This window comes from Marivita cryptomonadis, assembly GCF_002115725.1.
Taxonomy (GTDB): domain Bacteria; phylum Pseudomonadota; class Alphaproteobacteria; order Rhodobacterales; family Rhodobacteraceae; genus Marivita; species Marivita cryptomonadis.
In genome coordinates this window covers 162512-180396 of sequence record NZ_JFKD01000010.1, presented here as the reverse complement: position 1 = coordinate 180396, position 17885 = coordinate 162512, and the positions used below count along the sequence as shown (strand labels likewise).

19 protein-coding genes are annotated in these 17885 nt (G+C 57.0%); 5 read left to right on the top strand and 14 right to left on the bottom strand.

The window, feature by feature from the left end; genetic code table 11:
- Positions 1-405: 405 nt before the first annotated feature.
- The 5 genes from msrQ to MCRY_RS13015 form a co-directional block, all read right to left on the bottom strand.
- Entirely contained in the window at positions 406-1020 is a 615-nt protein-coding gene (gene msrQ / locus MCRY_RS13035; RefSeq protein WP_085630547.1) for a protein-methionine-sulfoxide reductase heme-binding subunit MsrQ, read from the bottom strand.
- A gap of 3 nt (positions 1021-1023) precedes the next feature.
- A complete protein-coding gene (gene msrP / locus MCRY_RS13030) occupies positions 1024-1929 on the bottom strand; it encodes a protein-methionine-sulfoxide reductase catalytic subunit MsrP (protein WP_085630545.1) in 906 nt (301 codons plus the stop codon).
- A 139-nt stretch (positions 1930-2068) separates the two neighbouring features.
- Positions 2069-2509 (bottom strand): ribose 5-phosphate isomerase B, encoded by a 441-nt coding sequence (gene rpiB, locus MCRY_RS13025; RefSeq protein WP_085630543.1) that lies wholly within the window; start codon positions 2507-2509, stop codon positions 2069-2071.
- Positions 2510-2602: 93 nt separating this feature from the next.
- Complete coding sequence (locus tag MCRY_RS13020) at positions 2603-3034, bottom strand: VOC family protein (RefSeq protein WP_085630541.1); 432 nt, start codon at positions 3032-3034, stop codon at positions 2603-2605.
- On the bottom strand, positions 3031-4515 hold the full coding sequence (locus MCRY_RS13015) for an FMN-binding glutamate synthase family protein (protein ID WP_085630539.1): 1485 nt from the start codon (positions 4513-4515) through the stop codon (positions 3031-3033). The genes MCRY_RS13020 and MCRY_RS13015 overlap by 4 nt, the downstream gene beginning before the upstream one ends.
- 101 nt (positions 4516-4616) lie before the next feature.
- On the opposite strand from MCRY_RS13015, the gene MCRY_RS13010 reads away from it, so the two are divergent.
- From MCRY_RS13010 to MCRY_RS13000, 3 genes are all read left to right on the top strand, one after another.
- The gene (locus MCRY_RS13010) at positions 4617-5060 is read left to right on the top strand and encodes a DUF302 domain-containing protein (RefSeq protein WP_085630537.1); all 444 of its coding nucleotides are present in this window, start codon (positions 4617-4619) and stop codon (positions 5058-5060) included.
- A gap of 187 nt (positions 5061-5247) precedes the next feature.
- Positions 5248-5733, top strand: coding sequence for a fasciclin domain-containing protein (locus MCRY_RS13005; RefSeq protein ID WP_085630535.1), 486 nt, complete (start codon positions 5248-5250; stop codon positions 5731-5733).
- Between the two features lie 128 nt (positions 5734-5861).
- Entirely contained in the window at positions 5862-6596 is a 735-nt protein-coding gene (locus tag MCRY_RS13000; RefSeq protein WP_085630533.1) for a BglII/BstYI family type II restriction endonuclease, read from the top strand.
- 61 nt (positions 6597-6657) lie between these two features.
- Here MCRY_RS13000 and MCRY_RS12995 read toward each other — a convergent pair whose 3' ends face one another.
- Together MCRY_RS12995 and clpB are read right to left on the bottom strand one after the other, a co-directional pair.
- On the bottom strand, positions 6658-7314 hold the full coding sequence (locus MCRY_RS12995; RefSeq protein WP_085630531.1) for an MT-A70 family methyltransferase: 657 nt from the start codon (positions 7312-7314) through the stop codon (positions 6658-6660).
- A 167-nt stretch (positions 7315-7481) separates the two neighbouring features.
- Positions 7482-10097 (bottom strand): ATP-dependent chaperone ClpB, encoded by a 2616-nt coding sequence (gene clpB, locus MCRY_RS12990; protein WP_085630529.1) that lies wholly within the window; start codon positions 10095-10097, stop codon positions 7482-7484.
- Between the two features lie 382 nt (positions 10098-10479).
- Between clpB and pyrF the strand changes: the two genes are divergently transcribed.
- Positions 10480-11196, top strand: a complete 717-nt coding sequence (gene pyrF, locus MCRY_RS12985) for an orotidine-5'-phosphate decarboxylase (RefSeq protein ID WP_085630527.1) — start codon at positions 10480-10482, stop codon at positions 11194-11196.
- On the opposite strand, the gene MCRY_RS12980 is transcribed toward pyrF, so the two are convergent.
- On the bottom strand, positions 11181-11579 hold the full coding sequence (locus MCRY_RS12980; protein ID WP_085630525.1) for an NUDIX domain-containing protein: 399 nt from the start codon (positions 11577-11579) through the stop codon (positions 11181-11183). The two genes, pyrF and MCRY_RS12980, sit on opposite strands and share 16 nt — an antisense overlap.
- Before the next feature lie 65 nt (positions 11580-11644).
- Between MCRY_RS12980 and MCRY_RS12975 the strand changes: the two genes are divergently transcribed.
- Positions 11645-12898, top strand: coding sequence for a DNA polymerase IV (locus tag MCRY_RS12975; protein ID WP_085630523.1), 1254 nt, complete (start codon positions 11645-11647; stop codon positions 12896-12898).
- 3 nt (positions 12899-12901) lie between these two features.
- On the opposite strand, the gene MCRY_RS12970 is transcribed toward MCRY_RS12975, so the two are convergent.
- From MCRY_RS12970 to MCRY_RS12945, 6 genes are read right to left on the bottom strand one after another with little or no spacing between them, the layout of a single operon-like run.
- The gene (locus MCRY_RS12970) at positions 12902-13219 is read right to left on the bottom strand and encodes a DUF3775 domain-containing protein (protein WP_085630521.1); all 318 of its coding nucleotides are present in this window, start codon (positions 13217-13219) and stop codon (positions 12902-12904) included.
- Between the two features lie 60 nt (positions 13220-13279).
- A complete protein-coding gene (locus tag MCRY_RS12965; RefSeq protein WP_085630519.1) occupies positions 13280-14011 on the bottom strand; it encodes an SDR family NAD(P)-dependent oxidoreductase in 732 nt (243 codons plus the stop codon).
- Positions 14008-14574, bottom strand: coding sequence for a DUF3833 family protein (locus MCRY_RS12960; protein ID WP_085630517.1), 567 nt, complete (start codon positions 14572-14574; stop codon positions 14008-14010). Before MCRY_RS12960 ends, MCRY_RS12965 begins: the two co-directional genes overlap by 4 nt.
- Positions 14575-14578: 4 nt before the next feature.
- Positions 14579-15811 (bottom strand): MFS transporter, encoded by a 1233-nt coding sequence (locus MCRY_RS12955; RefSeq protein WP_085630515.1) that lies wholly within the window; start codon positions 15809-15811, stop codon positions 14579-14581.
- Positions 15811-16566, bottom strand: coding sequence for a DUF1365 domain-containing protein (locus MCRY_RS12950; RefSeq protein ID WP_085630513.1), 756 nt, complete (start codon positions 16564-16566; stop codon positions 15811-15813). Before MCRY_RS12950 ends, MCRY_RS12955 begins: the two co-directional genes overlap by 1 nt.
- Complete coding sequence (locus tag MCRY_RS12945; RefSeq protein ID WP_085630511.1) at positions 16563-17861, bottom strand: NAD(P)/FAD-dependent oxidoreductase; 1299 nt, start codon at positions 17859-17861, stop codon at positions 16563-16565. Before MCRY_RS12945 ends, MCRY_RS12950 begins: the two co-directional genes overlap by 4 nt.
- Positions 17862-17885 lie beyond the last annotated feature (24 nt).

The following is a 17885-nucleotide window of genomic DNA, read 5'->3' as shown; positions in this document are numbered from 1 at the left end:
GCCGAAACAAACCAAACCGCCCGCATATCTCTTCAGATATTAGCAATGTCAAAGAGCAACCCAGAAGACAAACAACCAGACCAGTGCGCCCTAAACTAACGGCGCGCCCGCCCTGATATACCCCTGAATTATCCAACTTCCAGACCAACCAGACCAAAGCCCGCTAACCCTTCCGTAGTCCCAACGTCCGCCTCAGCAGCGCCGGTGAGAGGCCTTCTACGGTTACTCTCTCGACTCCGCAAGCAAAAAAATACGCAGATTACAGATTTTTCTGAAAGTTCGTTTTTCCCATAAAAACAGGGCTTTGGCGCAATAATCGTTCGCAGAGACGCCAACTTGCGCAATTGTGGAAAGCAGCGCACCAGATTTAGCAAGAGGCCATGCGGGATGCGCTATACCTATGCTTCAGGTCTGCCGTGACATCCTAAAACGAGGAAGGCGATTCAGGCGAACCCGGCAGGCAAGAAGACCTACGATGATCGCTGCATACACGATCGGCTCCCATTGAAAGCCTTTCACGAGGAGCAGGAAGTGTAATGCCCCCAGAACGGCAATCGGATAAATAAGTTTGTGGAGTCCACGCCACGTGCCTGCCCCCAAGCGCTTGAGGCTCAAATCGTTAGACGTCACGGCGAGCGGTATCATGAGAACAAAGGCCAACATCCCGACAGTGATATACCAACGCTTGACGATATCGGCCCAGACGTTCTGGAACTGCACATCAAGAACCAGCCAAGTCAGCAGATGCGCCAGCAAATAGAAGAACGTGATGACGCCAATCGCGCGGCGAAACTTGAGCAGGTTTAACCCCGCCCATCGACGCAAAGGCGTGATCGCGAGGCCGGCAATAACGAGCCAAAGGCTCCAAAGACCCAGTTCGTGTTCAATTCGTTTCGCCGGGTCGATGCCCAATGCGTCGGTGAGGCCGAGGTAATAGATGGTAAGCACAGGTAACGGTGCCACGAGATATAACACCCAAGCCGGGACACGACGCAGTGCAATGTTGATCTGGTCCACCATGACTCAGAAGAACGTGCGGAGGTCCATGCCGTCATAGAGACCGGCAACCTCTTCTTCATACCCATTGAACATCAAGGTTGGTTCACGCTTAGCGAAGAGTCCGCTCCCTATGCGACGCTCCGTAGCTTGCGACCACCGCGGATGATCCACTTCAGGGTTCACATTGCTGTAGAAGCCATATTCCCGAGGATTGGCGACATTCCAGCTTGCGGGCGGCTCTTCTTCTACCAATGAGATTCGGACCACCGACTTGATCGACTTGAAGCCGTATTTCCATGGAACCACCAAACGCATCGGGGCACCGTTTTGTTTCGGGATATCCTTACCATAGATCCCGGTCGCCATCATGGTTAACGGGTGCATCGCTTCATCAATGCGAAGACCTTCGACATACGGCCAGTCGAGAACACGACTTGATACACCCGGCATCTCATCGGGGCGTAGGGCGGTCTCAAACGCGACGTATTTTGCATTGGATTGCACGCCGACCCAATTCAGCAGATCGGCCAGTTCAAACCCGTTCCAAGGAATAACCATCGACCACGCCTCGACACAGCGGAAACGGTATATGCGTTCCTCCACAGTCATCTGGGACAGGATGTCGGCAAAACTATAGTCACCGGGTTTGTCCACGAGACCGTCGATCCGTACAGTCCAAGGATCAATAGTCAGACGGTGTGCGTTGCGCGCCGGATCTTCCTTGCCGGTGCCGAACTCATAATAGTTGCAGTAGTTGGTGATCTCTTCAAACGTGTTTGGCTCAAGAGAGTTCTGTGCAGCAGCACTACGGGGCAAGGCCCCTGCGATACCACCAGCGGCAAGGCCGGTCATCAATTGCCTGCGGTTCAAGAAGGCAGAGTATGGGGTGACGTCCTGTGCCGTCAGGGTGTTTTTCCAACGATGCGCCATGAAATCCTCTTTGTCCGTGTTCAACGAAGACATAGAGGCAGAAGAGAAAACGACCAAACCAACTTGTCTCACGTGTGCGTGGTCGTTTTGAAATGTTCGGCCAGTGTGACGTCACATCTGGCAGCGGTCCAGTGACTGATCAGCCCTCGATCATGTCCACACGAGTAGCATGGCGGCCGCCTTCGAATTCGGCTGTCAGAAAAGCGTCGACAATATCCAACGCCAACCCTTCACCAACAACCCGCGCACCGAGGGACAAGATATTCGCATCATTGTGCTGACGAATCATCCGCGCCGAAAAGGTGTCGGTACAGACGCCGCAGCGGATACCTTTGACCTTGTTGGCCGCCATCATGATGCCCTGACCTGTGCCGCACAGGATGATGCCAAGACGGCAATCGCCAGACGCCACACGCTCGGCAGCGGCCTGTCCGTGCAAAGGGTAATGTGTGCTTTCAGGGGTCGTGGGGCCAATATCAACGACGTCCCATCCCTGGGCTTCAATGTGCCGGGCGACGGCCAGACGCAAGTCGATGGCCGCGTGATCGCTGGAAAGAACAATGCGTTTGGTGTTGGTCATGGCAGTCGATCCCGGTCAAAAGTATAATTGGTGGCCTTGGACCAGAAGCGTTCGGTCACGTCAATTGCCCCGGATGACATGGGCTTACCACGCTTAACCGGTGCGGCCTTCCGGCACGGAGGCAACCAGTTCTACCGTGTTGCCGTTGGGATCGCATGTAAAAAGCCCCCGCCAGCCGACCCAATCGAAATCTTGGAACCGAACAGGCAGACCATGGGCTTCCAACCACGTCTTTGCCCCGTCCTGTTCATCCCATGGCAGGCTCAGGGCAATATGATGCAAGGAGGAACCGGTGCCATTGTGCGCAGTTCCTTCGACGTCTTCGAACAGAGCAAGTACGGCGGCATGGCCGCCAAAGCTTTCGCCAAGGTGAAAGAACGTGATTCTCTGTGGCGCGACTCCGCGGCTCCCGCCCTCAAGCACGGTCAACCCGATCATATTCTGATAGAAAGCCACCATCGCAGTGTAATCCCGGCACCGGATCGCAACTTCGCCCAAGGCACGCGGTGTGAAGCCTCGTGTCATACAGACACCGATTGCGGCCATAGGTCAGACATCAGGATACTGCGCCCATCAGGCTGAACCACGCGGACATGAATACGGCGCATCAGACGCGGCTCTGCCACACCGACGGAGTGTGCGATAGTCTCGACTTCCTTGATGATCTCTTGCGCATAGGCAGCGACACGCAGTTCTTTGTCCTCGACCACCAAACCAGACTGGAACCGCGGATTGTGCGTCGTGATTCCTGTGGGACAGGTGTTTCGGTTGCACTTGAGCGCCTGAATACAGCCCAGCGCGAACATGAAGCCGCGCGCCGACGTCACAAAATCCGCGCCCGTTGCCAGCGCCCAAGCCACATCACCGGGATTGACCAGCTTGCCACTGGCCACCAAGGGAATGCGGTCGCGAAGCCCATGTGCATTGCGAATATTGGCCACCATGGGCAGCGCCTCGCGGATACTCATGCCAACGAGGTCAATCAATGGCATCGGTGCAGCACCGGTGCCACCTTCGCCACCGTCCAAAGTGATGAAATCGGGGGCAGCATCGACACCACGCGCCGCGATGGCATTGAAAAGCCCCGCAACTCCTTCTTCAGAGCCGACACACATCTTGATGCCCGTCGGCTTGCCCGTGATCTGCCGAACGCGGTCGATCATGGTAAGAAGATCGTCCCAATCGTCCACCTCTTCATGGCGATTGGGTGAGATACTATCCTTGCCAACGGGAATTCCACGCACCTGCGCGATCTCTGTTGTCACCTTTTCGCCGGGCAGGATCCCTCCCTTGCCCGGTTTGGCCCCTTGGCTCAGCTTGATCTCGAACATGCGCACGGTCTCATGCGCAGCCATGTCACGCAGCTTTTCTTCATCCAAACGACCATCGGCGTTGCGCACACCGTACTTGGCAGTGCCAATCTGAAAGACGATGTCGCAGCCACCTTCGAGGTGATAGGGTGACAGCCCGCCCTCGCCGGTGTTCATCCAGATGCCCGCACGTTTCGCGCCTTGGCTCAGGGCACGCACTGCGGGTTTCGATATTGCGCCATAACTCATGCCTGACAGGTTGAAGAACGATGTCGCTGTATACGGCATACGCGCACCGGGGCCGATCACCTTGGGTTCGGATTTGGCAAACTGATTGTCGATTGGCGGAAACGGGGCATTGACGAAAATCGGAGTACCGACGATCCCGGTGTTACGGGTCGAACCGAAGGCAACCGTGTTGCCATGACCTTCGGCCGACCGTTTGACCCATTCACGCTGCGCTCGATTGAACGGCAATTCCTCGCGATCCATCGCAAAGAAATACTGGCGAAAGAACTCTCCCAAAGTCGAAAACAGTTCCCTGAACCGCCCAAGTACCGGATAATTGCGCCTGATCGCGTCGCTGGTCTGTGTGCGGTCAATGACCCCCAGCACAATAGCCACAAGGATGACCAACCCGATCACGCCGACAAACAAAAGCGCCAGAAAATTCAGTGCATACATGGCGACGCCCATATCAACCTCACATTCAATTCATTGCATCTATAATAAGGAACACGTTAGACTGACCTCAACCATCCCAGCTTACGGCACCGCTTGCCACAAAAGGAAACCCCATGAAACGCCTGCTCACAACACTCGCACTGACATTCGCGGCATCCGCGGTCTCTGCCGCCGATCTGATCACCTATGACACGGAACAGTCTTTTGACGATGTCACCTTCGGGCTAGAAAACGCGATCCTCGACGCAGGTTTGGTGATCGACCACGTCAGCCACACGGGCGATATGCTGGAACGCACCAAGGGTGATGTTGGATCGGACGTCACCCTGTTTCTCAACGCCGACGTCTATAGCTTCTGCTCCGCCAAGGTTTCGCGCGAGGTGATGGAGGCCGATCCGATGAACATCGTTTTCTGTCCCTACACGATTTTCGTCATGGTTCGCCCCGATAGGCCAGATGTCACGACCATCGGATTTCGCACCTTTCCCGACGGTGCCATGAAGTCGGTCGAAGCGCTGTTGAATGGCATTTCAAAGACCGCAATCGGGCTTGACTGATGACGCAATCCTGACGCCGGATCACAAGAATTTCACTTGAAGAAGCAAAGACTTGAGGCTTAGGCGGCAAGCCCATTTTGTCAAGCGACATCGGCGGATTCCCCCACAGATCCAAACGCTGTTTGTCCGCGTTAAACCATCAGATGTGCGAGACACATCGCAATGCATGACAAAAAGGACGACTCACATGTTTCGTAAGACAACAATCGCCCTCACAACTGCCGCTTCGCTGCTGGCAGGCACCGCTTTCGCCGGAGGTCACTCCAAGGATATCGTCGACACCGCTGTCGATGCTGGCACATTCGAAACTCTTGTTGCCGCTGTGCAGGCTGCAGGTCTGGTCGACACGCTGAAGGGTGAAGGCCCGTTCACTGTGTTTGCGCCGACCGACGAAGCCTTTGCCGCTCTGCCGGAAGGTACCGTCGAAAGCCTGCTGATGCCCGAGAACAAGGATCAGCTTGTTGCGATCCTGACCTACCACGTCGTGCCCGGCAAAGTGATGTCGACCGACCTGATGGACGACATGGAAGCCGAAACCGTTCAGGGTTCGTCGGTGACCATCGACCTCGACAACGGCGTAATGGTTGAAAACGCAACCGTAACGACCGCCGACATCGAAACGTCGAACGGCGTGATCCATGTCATCGACACTGTGATCCTGCCGGAAGGTTAAGACCTTCGCGCATCGGTGCAAACAAGGGCGGTCTTCGGGCCGCCCTTTTTCGTGGCCTAGACCGAAAGACGTCTCATGCACTTTGAAACGCCGCTTGAGGCGGTGCATCAATGCCTTAAGCTGCGCGCATGTTCGAACAGCTGCGCCAACAGGGATATGATGTTGAAACCCGCAACCATGCGGGTGCCATTCTTTCTGTCGATTTCCCCGAAATCGCGGGCGAGCTTGAATCCGCCCTGCTTGACCTGAGCATCCCTGCCGAGGAACTCATCGGTTCTGGCGGCGGTGAGGCACCCTCGACGCAACGATTGCGCAAACGGCTCTACGCCGAAAACTGGCCCAAACACACGTTCGACTTCCGTCTGATCGTGGACGGCCGCGAAACCGTGTCCAATAGCCACGAAATCGACCACATTCGCAGCACGCCTTTGGGAAAGGTCGCGCTTGAGATCGAATGGAACAACAAAGACCCGTTCTTTGATCGGGACTTGGAAAACTTTCAGCGCCTGCATGCACAATCCGCAATCTCGGTCGGTATCCTGATCACACGTGGCGCCAGCCTTCAGGACGATATGCGCGACATCATCCAGCGCTGCATCGAAAAGCACAGGTTCATCAATGAGGCTGAAATGGTCGAGGCTTTTGGCATGAAAGACCGCACCAAACGCCAACGCGATGCGGTCCAGCGGATGATCGACCAATACACACCTTTTGCCGAAGCCTTCGCCAAGCACTTTGTCAGCGATAAGTTCGGTGCGGCCACCACGCATTGGCAAAAACTGAAAGATCGGATCGACAGAGGCGTCGGCAACCCGTGTCCGCTTCTGTTGATCGGATTGCCGGCCTCTATCATCAAGGCCTGAGCGACGATTGACGCCTCTGGTGCCTCAGCATGTCAGCGTGTTTCGATTGATCGAAACGCCTTTACTCTGCCGCCACGCCGGAATTGTGTTTGTAGGTCTTCCAGGTCGGCTTGTAGTCGTCGTCCGCCTGATTGCCCCAAACTGTCCATCCGTCACGCCTGCCGCGTCCGAAAAGTTCCAGATACGGACCCCAGGAGCATCCTTCGATGATCTTGTACTGTTCGTCCGGCTTGCGGCTGTGTTCGCGCTTGCGGGTCTTCAGCACATCACCGTCCGGTTCTTCGGCTTCGATGTAGTTCACCTGCGACCGACCCGGCCCCAATGTCCGAACATCCTTGCCGCGCACTCCGAACAGCAGGATTTCGGTCACATTGCGGAAATAGAACCCGACGCCACGTCCATCCGGCCCGCCATCCTTGCGGATCTTTTCCCAGATGATGTTGGACTTGTATTCAAATCCCCAAGCTTTCAGCACCTGAAGCCCCTCGGGCAGCAGCGCATTGGGCACCCAGAGATAGCAATGCGCGCGATCCTCAAGATGCTCTGCCACGGGCAGCGCACAGATCTCATCAAGCTCCATCGTGGGATAGCGCGCCAGACGTTTGTGCTCGGGCGCAACCTTGCCGGTACGGTTTTGGAACCGCCACGGCGGGTCTGCCATAACGGTGGCAAAACGGTCGTCGCCCAGAAAATTGCGCAGATCGTCCGCAGCTGTCATGACTCACCTCTTATTGTGGGTTCACACCTGTCTAAATCAATATTTGGTATCGGGCAAACAAAGATCACAAGCTGTCCACAGCGATTTTGCGCGCCAAGCCTTAACGATTGGCAAACGCGAAAAAGGCGGGGTCTCCCCCGCCTTTCCTTTGTCACTTCCGTCAAAGCTTAATGCACTACGGCATCGTCCGGACGCGGCCTGTTGGATGCGGCCACACGGTCCCCGATGATAAGACCGTCAGCACCTGCCGTCACCGGCACCAGATCACCATCCGCGATGTCTCCGGCCAGCAGCATTTCAGCCAGTGGATCCTGCAGCGCCCGCTGGATCACCCGCTTCAAGGGACGAGCACCAAACACCGGATCGTACCCGTCTTCGGCCAACCACTTGCGCGCGGCATCGTCCAGTTGCAGGTCAATCTTGCGCGCTGCAAGCCGCTTGAGCAAACGCGCCATCTGAATGTCCACGATCCCGTGCATATCCTCGCGCTTGAGCCGGTCGAAGATCACGGTTTCGTCCAAACGGTTCAGGAACTCGGGCCGGAAATGCGCCCGCACCGCATCCATAACATCGCGCTTGGCCTGGCTCGGGTCCGCACCATCTGGCAACTGGCTCAGTGCCTGCGACCCAAGGTTCGACGTCAGCACGATCAGCGTCTGTTTGAAGTCCACGGTCCGGCCCTGACCATCGGTCAGCACGCCATCATCAAGAACCTGCAACAGCACGTTGAACACGTCCGGATGTGCCTTTTCGACCTCGTCGAACAATACAACCTGATATGGTCGCCGCCGCACAGCTTCGGTCAGAACACCGCCCTCATCATAGCCGACATAGCCCGGAGGAGCGCCGATCAGACGCGACACGGCGTGTTTCTCCATGAACTCGGACATATCGATCCGCACCATGGCGTTGTCGTCGTCGAACAGGAACTCGGCCACCGCCTTGGTCAATTCAGTCTTGCCGACACCGGTCGGTCCGAGGAACAGGAAACTTCCCAAGGGGCGGTTCTCGTCGTTCAGCCCGGCCCGCGCGCGGCGCACCGCGTTGGCGATGGCGCGCACCGCCTGATCCTGACCAATGACCCGCTTGTGCAGACCGTCTTCCATCCGGAGCAGCTTGTCTCGGTCGCCTTCCAACATTTTTGAGGTCGGAATGCCGGTCCAGCGTTCGACCACACCCGCGATCTGCTCGGGACGGACGGCTTCTTCGACCATGACATCGTCGTCAGAACTCTCGGCCTCGGCCAACTGCTTTTCAAGTTGCGGAATCACGCCATAAGACAGCTCTCCCGCCTTGGCGAGATTTCCTTCGCGCTTGGCGATTTCCAGCTCTGCCCGCGCCTTGTCCAACTGCTCTTTCAACTCGCGTGCAGAGGCCAGCTTGTCGCGTTCCGCCTGCCACTTGGCCGTCATCTCGGCAGACCGCTCCTGCAGATCAGCGAGATCCTTTTCAAGCTTGGCCAGACGGTCCTTCGATGCCTGATCGTCCTCAAGACGTAAGGCTTCGACTTCGATCTGCTTTTGCAGAATGTCGCGGTCCAACGCGTCCAATTCTTCGGGCTTGCTGTCCACTTCCATCCGCAAACGCGATGCCGCTTCGTCCATCAGATCAATGGCTTTGTCCGGCAAAAACCGATCAGTGATATAGCGATGCGACAAGGTTGCCGCCGCCACAAGGGCGCTGTCCGAAATCCGCACGCCGTGGTGCAATTCGTACTTTTCCTTGATGCCCCGCAGGATCGAGATCGTGTCTTCGACCGTCGGCTCCTGCACCAACACCGGCTGGAAGCGACGGGCCAAAGCTGCGTCTTTTTCGACATGCTTGCGGTACTCATCAAGCGTCGTCGCCCCCACACAGTGCAGTTCACCGCGCGCCAAGGCAGGCTTGATCAGGTTTGCGGCATCCATCGCGCCATCGGCTTTACCTGCACCGACCAACGTGTGCATCTCGTCGATGAACAGAATGATCTCACCGGCAGCCGTCGTCACTTCGGAAAGGATGCCTTTTAGCCGCTCTTCAAACTCACCGCGATATTTCGCACCAGCAATCAACGCTCCCATGTCGAGTGCCAAGAGACGTTTGTTGCGCAAGGATTCCGGCACGTCACCATTGACGATGCGCAACGCAAGGCCTTCAGCGATCGCGGTCTTACCCACGCCCGGTTCCCCGATCAGAACGGGGTTGTTTTTGGTCCGACGGCTTAGCACCTGCATCGCACGCCGGATTTCATCGTCCCGTCCGATGATCGGGTCAATTTTTCCTTCGCGCGCACGTTCGGTCAGATCCAGTGTGAACTTCTTCAATGCTTCGTACTGATCTTCGGCACTGGCACTGTCAGCGGTTCGACCTTTGCGAATGTCGTTGATCGCGGAATTCAACGACTGCGCGTTCACCGCCCCGGCATCCAGCGCTTCTTTCGCTGCGCTTTTGACCATGGCAAGCGCCATGAGGATGCGTTCAACCGGAACAAAACTGTCACCAGCTTTTTTCGCGATCGTCTCAGCCTCGTCCAGCACCTTGCCAGTAGCGCTGTCCAGATACACCTGTCCCGCATCACCAGATACTTTTGGAATCTTGGCAAGCTTGCCATCCAAAGCCTGCACAACGCGCTGTGGCGCACCACCAGCCCGCTGGATCAGGTTCGAGGCAAGTCCCTGATCGTCGTCCATCAAAGCTTTGAGGATGTGTTCGGGTGCCAGCCGCTGATGGCTTTCCCGCATTGCAATGGTCTGTGCCGCCTGAATAAACCCACGCGACCGTTCCGTGAACTTCTCCAAGTTCATGGCATTCTCCTTTCGCCAAGCACCCCTGTGATCGGAAACGCCCGAATTCGGCACGTCCCATAGTGGGGCCTTCGCAAAAGAAATGGGGACAAATGCACCCCTGTTCAAGAGCGAGAGCTTGGCTCGCTCAAAACGTCTTCAAGATATGGGTTGGATTTTGCGTAATCGCCCGAACCGATCTGAGAAATGGCCCATCCTACCAAAACCACTGCGGCGGTAATGATCACCAAAGGCCGGACAATGGAAAACCTATTCTTTAGAATGCTGTCAGACTGCATTTTTCTCTCCTGTGTTAAGAAGAGAACGCGCAGTCCAAACCGTTGTTCCTTGACGCTTGCTCGCACGGTTGTAAGACGAGGCGAACTTGCGAGGGGAAATGCTCATGTCCGATGACCGTCTGATCGTAGCGCTGGATGTACCGAATGCACTGGCCGGGCTTGAGCTTGCCGAAAAGCTTGGGGATTCTGTTTCGTTTTACAAAATCGGCCTCGGTATGCTGACGGGAGGCGGGCTGGCGTTAGCTGACGAACTCAAGCGAGAACACGGCAAACGCATCTTTCTTGACATGAAGCTGTTCGATATCGGAGCGACGGTTGAAGCTGCAGTTCGTGGTCTTGCCCAATTCGATCTGGATTTCCTTACGGTACATGGTGATCCATATGTCGTCCGCGCCGCCAAAGAAGGCGCTGCCGGGTCTGACCTAAAGATCCTTGCTGTGACCATCCTCACCTCGCTTGAACGCAGCGATCTGGACGGCGCATTGATAAAAGACGGCGACGTGTCCGACCTTGTAGTCGAACGTGCGGGTCGGGCTTTCGATGCAGGTGCGGACGGTGTGATCTCCTCGCCAAACGAGGCCGCCCTAATCCGCGCGTTGCCCGAAGCCAGGGACCGTTTGATCGTGACACCGGGCGTGCGGCCTGCAGGGGCAGATCTTGGTGATCAAAAACGTGTTGCGACACCTGCAAATGCAGTCAAGAACGGCGTAGATCACATCGTTGTTGGGCGCCCAGTCTGGAAAGCTGCCGATCCGCGCGCGGCAGCCAAGGCCATCGTGGCCGAGATGCAATCGCAACAGACAATTCAACCAAACGCCTGATCCCTGTAAGCCTTTACCATTTCAGCAAAATGCGGAATCGCCTCCGGGTGTGAAACATATGTGTTAGGCTCCATCAACAACCATCCCTGCCCTTCGCTACCTAATACAATCTGTGCCTCAAAGTGCGCCGGAAGATGTGCGGCAAAGAATACGCCCCGGTTAAGCTGTTGCCGCCAGACAAGCGCGCTCGGCTCTAGATACAGGCCAACCTCTTCGCGGGTTTCGCGCAGAACACAGGCTTCGGCGGTTTCATCCTGCTCGCGTCCCCCACCCGGCAGATCCAACCGTCCCGGCCACGGAATATCCGGCTTTTGGTCACGACGCAGGACGACAATCCGATCCCCGATGAACAGAATGAGCTTTGCTCCGCCAAAATCCTGCATGAACCAACCTTTTGTCTGACCTACGCTGGGTGTACCCTGCACAGGCTCGTTCGGATACCCAAGCCATGCCCGCCCTTTGTCGCGATTGCCTGACCGAATTTGACGCCGGTGCGCGCTGCCCGACGTGCCGAAGCCCGCGTGTGCTCTCCCATCCTGAACTCTATGATCTGAGCATCGCGCACATGGATTGTGACGCGTTCTATGCGTCTGTCGAAAAGCGTGACAATCCCGAACTCGCAGACAAGCCCGTGATCATTGGCGGAGGCCGACGTGGGGTAGTGTCGACCGCCTGTTATGTTGCGCGGATCAGGGGCGTGCGATCGGCGATGCCAATGTTCAAGGCGCTGCAACTGTGTCCCGATGCCGTGATCGTCAAACCGCGGATGGAAGCTTATGTCGAAGCATCGCGCGCCATCCGGCATTTGATGGAGGAGCTGACCCCATCAATCGAACCTCTTTCGCTGGACGAAGCCTTCATCGACCTGACCGGCACGGCACGCCTGCATGGCCATCCTCCTGCCGTGATGCTGGCGCGTCTGGTCAAACGCATGCGGGAAGAATTGCGCCTCTCGGGCTCCATCGGCCTCAGCCACAACAAATTCCTTGCCAAGATCGCGTCGGACCTCGACAAACCACGCGGCTTTTCGGTGATCGGCAAAGCGGAAACCGAGGCCTTCCTGCGACCAAAACCCGTGCGTCTGATTTGGGGCGTCGGCACCGCCACGCAAGAGTCTCTAGACCGAGCGGGCATTCGCACATTTGACGATTTGCTGCGGTGGGAACTGGATGATCTCACACACCGGTTTGGCAACATGGGCCATCGCCTCTGGCACCTCGCCCGCGGTCAGGATCAGCGGCGCGTCTCGGCGCACAGCCCGATGAAATCAATTTCGAACGAAACCACGTTCAACGAAGACACCAATGATCCAGACCTTTTGGACGGGCATTTATGGCGTATGTGCGAAAAGGTATCGGACCGTGCCAAGGCTAAAAGCCTTGCAGGTCGCGTGGTCACGCTCAAGCTGAAACGGTCGAATTTCACCTTGATCACCAAGCGCACATCGCTGAGTGACCCGACCCAGATCGCCGACCGCATCTATCGCACGGCACGCGCGCTGTTCGATCAGGTCGGGGATCAAGGTCCCTACCGTCTTCTGGGGGCCGGGATCAGCGACCTGAGTGCAGCCCGCGGAGCGGATGTGTCAGCAGACTTGCTTGATCCGCAGGGCGTCAAGCGCGCCAAGACCGAACGTGCAACGGATGCAATCCGCGACAAGTTTGGACCAGACGCAATCCTCAAGGGACGCGCGTTGCGCTAGGGATCACATCAACTGGTTTTCTTCGTCGGTAGCCGAGATACCCATCGCATCAAGCCCGGCTTCCAGATTGTCCGCCAGATGAGGTGTTCCAATCAGATAGTCGGCCGTTGGTGTCGTCGCCTCGTTCATGGCTGTTTCGAACGCTTCGTCCCATTCTTCGACTTCGAATGCGCCCCGCCCAATCCACATCACCGCCACCAATGCCGCCTGCGCCTCTTCGTTCATCCGGTCGATGAAAGCGCGCAGTTCGCCTTCGGCGCGATCCAGTTCGCGGGCCATCACGATGACCGCCGCCACCGTGTTTGCACTGATATGTTCCATGACGATTCTCCCATGCCGTTGAACCAAACATGGGCGACAAAAGAATCTTTGACTTTGATCTTACGCAAACAGCCGATAATAGAGCCAGTCCGGCAGGAACTGACTGCCCCGAAACACCCATGAAAACAGAGTCGGAAAACTTCGTTTGAAAGCGTCGGTGTTCATGTGCTCGAAGAACTCGCGCGCCGCGTCTTCGGGTTCCATGATGAACGGCATGTTGAAATCGTTTTTGTCAGTCAGACGGGTCTTCACAAAGCCCGGATTGACCAACTGCACACGTACATTCGTTTTGTGCAGATCGGCATACAGCGACTCTGCCAATGTCATCACCCCCGCCTTTGACGAGGTATAGGCGGCGGCCCCGGGCAATCCGCGAAAACCGGACAACGACCCGGTCAGGACAATGTGCCCCGCATCACGTTCGACAAATTTCGGAACAACCGCACCCATCAGGCGCATTGCACCTGTGAAATTGATATCCGCCATCGCGATGGCCTGATCCGCGTCCCAATTGTTGGCTCCAAACGGCCAATAGACACCCGCGATCTGAACGATCCCGTCGATATCGCCCACTGCTGCGGTGGCCGCCTTTACCGACTCGGTATCGGACACATCGACGGTAACAACCTCGGACTTGCCCGGCAGGCTTGCAGCCAGCGCATTCAATTTATCTTCACTGCGGGCAGACAGGATCAGGTGAACACCGGCCGCGCTCATCTTGTGCGCCAAAGCCGCGCCAAGACCTTCGCTTGCTCCAACCAACCAATACCGTTTGCCTGCCCATTCAATCACGCCGCTTCCTTCCTGCGCATCGTGGCCACCAGTTCGGCCACCTTGATTCCATACTTCCGAAACTGGCTGCGGTTCACGATGGTTCCATTCGGTGCAAGATACATCCAGTCGGTTGTGTCGAGAACATGCCCGCCCTGCTCTTCGGGCAGCTTGTATTTATACTTGAGCTGTACCGTCGGCCCGCTTTGCACGCCCTGCCCTTCGCCCACCACGTCAGAGGCAGTCGCGCGGATACGCCCATCATTGCCGACCGTCAGATTCCATTCGCGCAGGACTTCGTCGCCGCTGTCATAGACAAAGCGCTCTTTCATTACGCCCGTATTGCCAGTCCAGACCGCATCGAAGTCACCGACAAAACGCGAGGTCACACGACCCGTGGGGCCGTATATGACACCTTCGCATATGATCTCGCCATTAAGGTGTGTCCGCAGGTCGAACGCATCTCCGGGGGCAGCAGAATAATCAGACGGAGTTTGGCCATAAAACCCGAAGTAGCGGTTCTTGATATAGCCAAAGCTGAGCATCAGGATTGCTCCGAGAAATACGAGAAAGACAGTCTCCATGACGTCATTCCTTTCCGAGTGGTGTCGCGATCAGAAGGCCGATCGCCACCAGTTTCAAAGCGCAGGGCACTCCTGCGTAGAGCAAAGTCAAAGTCGTCAGCGCGGCATCGCTGTTCTCGGCACCCGACACGAAACCGCTGGCTTCGAGGATGGGCAACAGCGCGATGGCCGCAAAAGCAAGTGTGAATTTCGACACGAACCCCCAAAGCGCAAAGCCTTCGGACGCGTTCGGGGCGACAGTTTCCATGCGCCGCGCAAAGACCGCCGGGAGGAGCGTAAGGTCTGCCCCAACCGCAGCACCAGACGCCAGGCAGATGATGGCAAACCAGACCGTATCCCCACTGCCAAGCATCATGGCAAAGCTGAACGCGACAATTGCCAGAACCATCGCTGCCAGCAACGCGGACTTCGCACCAACTCGTTCGGCCAAAGCCCCCCAAAGCGGAGCGGCGGCAGCCGCTGCCAAGAAGAACAACAGCAACAACGGCCCTTCCCAACCCGGCGCGTCCAGGCGGCTTTCCACGAAAAACAGGAACAAGGTCGAACTCACCGCAACTGGCGCCGCATTGACCAATGCGATCAGCAACAGCCGACGCGAGATTTGGTCCTTCAAGACAATCCCAAAACCAGCCGATGGCTCTGTCGTCGCCCCGCGCCATTCGTTGTGCATCGCGATCCCGGCCACAAGGCAGGCCAAAGCGAAGACGCCAGCATAGGCCACAAACTCGGGCCAAGCGATGGCCAGAAAAACCGACGGCATCACAGAGGCCACACAGACCCCAAGCAATGCCCCGGTTTCCCGCCACCGCGCGACCCGCAGATAACCAACGTCGCCACCAAGCGATTTCGCCTTCTGCACGCCGCGGGCATAGAAGTTGATGGTCAGGAAACTGAACGCAGAAAACACCAAGGTCAGCATCACTGCGAACCACAAGATCGGGTTTGTCGGCGGCGTGACGGCGAACAGTCCCAGCATTGCCGCGCCCATGATCGCAAGCGTCACAGCGACAGCAATCCCCTGGACATCCCGCACCGCAACGGCAAGTTTGCCCAGCAGCGGATCTTGCACGACGTCCAACAACCGCAGCCCGAACAGCACAGAGCCCAAAGCCGCAAGGCTCACGCCATATTCATCAACATAAAACTTCGGCGCATGGATATAGATAGGCAAGCCCGCCGCCGCGAGGACCGCCGCGAAAACCGCGTAACCCCCAAGGTTTTGCCGACCAGCTACCATTACTGGCTGACTTCTTCCAACGGTGGTTCTGTGCGAGTGCGATACCGCGACCCTTTCCACCACAGCTTCAGCGCCTGCCAATGGATCAGCGCCAAAACCCTGCGTGACCCAAATGGACGGCGCAGCAACGACCGCAGGATCGACCCGTTGCTGATCGTCTTGCGTGGGCCTGTCAGGGTTGCAATCAAGCCACCCGCGGCCTGAGTATAATCAATCCAGATGCCGATTTTGTCCGGCCGGATGTCAAATCGGAACTCGTATCCGCCCTCAACCGGCTGGAAGGGCGAGACGTAGAAAATCTTTGTCGCTTGCAGCCGATCCGATGCGCCGATGGGAGAATTGTCGGACTTTCGGCATAGGTACGAATGGCGATCGCCAAACGTGTTGGAAACCTCGGCGATCACCGCAACCAGATTTTCCTGTTCGTCATGCGCCAGCCAGAACGACACCGGGTTGAAAACATGGCCCAGAAACCGTGGTTGTGCCAATAACAGCAGCCGCCCGCGCGCCCTGATTTGATGGGCATCCAGCACCTCACGTGCCCATGCGGCACCGCGCCCTTCACCCGGCGCACCACCGTGGTCGCCGTCCTGTAAGCTCGCCACGTTGCCCTTGTTGCGGGAAAAGAGCCACGGTGTCTTCGGCTTTGCCTCGGCATCCACCATCACATAGTCGATGGAATAGCGGAACGCGTTGTCCGTGCTCCCTTTCCGACCGTGATAGGTGTGGCCGACGATATGATCGACACCCGTCATTCCGCAGCCACCGCAACCGCGTTACGCGCCCGGATCGCATCAACAACATCCACCGCGCTGCCAAGACCATCTTCGTGAAAGCCGTTCTTCATCCAAGCGCCACAGAACCATGTCCGGTTCGTTCCATTCATGTCGCGCACAGTGTCTTGTGCAGCCAGCGCCTCAAGATCGTATACGGGATGACGCAAGGTGCATTCGTCGTAAATCAACTCTTCCCGGATCGGACGCGTGGTGTTCAATGTCACGAAATGCGGGTCGTTTTCCGGGATCGGCTGAAGACTGTTCATCCAATAGGTAAGGTCGATCGTGTTCAGCTCTTTGGCTGCGCTTTCGGTATAGTTCCAAGACGACCAGCAAACGCGCCGCGTCGGCATGATGCTCGGATCCGCGTGCAGAATAATCCGGTTGGGCTGATATGTGATTGCGCCCAAAGCGCGCTTCTCCAGCGGCGTCGCATCGGACAAAAGCCGGAGTGTGTCGTCGGAATGAGTGGCGAAAACCACCTCATCAAACTGTTCCCATTTGGCGCCCTGCGCCTTGACCTCGGGCCCCGTGACATCGCGACGGACAGCATCAATCGGCGCTCCCAGTCGGAACGTTACGCCTCGGTCCTTCATAGACGCCTCAAGGCGCCGAACATATTCGACCGACCCACCTTGAACCGTATACCATTGGTGCTGGCCCGACACGGACAACAGCGCGTGGTTCTCCATGAACTGCACCAGAGCATGTGCTGGGAAATCCATAATCTTGTCCGTCGGCGTCGACCAGATCGCACCGGTCAGCGGCAGCAGATAATAATCGCGGAACCACTCGCCTGTGCCGATCTGCTCAAGGAAAGCACCAAGGCTGAGGTTCCGGTCACGGGTGGCATCCAGCGCACGCTTGTTGAACTTTGCGATGTCAGCCAGCATCCGCAGGAACTTGGGGTTCACCATGTTCTTTTTCTGAGCGAAGACCGACCCCAAAGTCGCCAGCGCGTATTCGATGCGCCCGCCGTCCAGGCTTGCACCAAAGCTCATATTACTTTTGGTGACCGGCACATCCAATGATTTAAACAGCCGCGCAAGATGCGGGTAGTTGGCATAGTTGAAGACGATGAACCCGGTATCGACGGGTTGATCTCCATTCTTTCCCGCAACGATGGTCCGCGCATGCCCCCCCAATCGAGGCTCAGCCTCGTAAAGAGTGACGTGATGATCCTCGGACAGCATATGAGCTGCGCCCATCCCCGAAATCCCTGCGCCAATCACGGCAATCTTCTTGGGTGCGTTGGCGCGGGCTTCAAATGGCATAGTCGTCTCACTTTTTGATGTGTC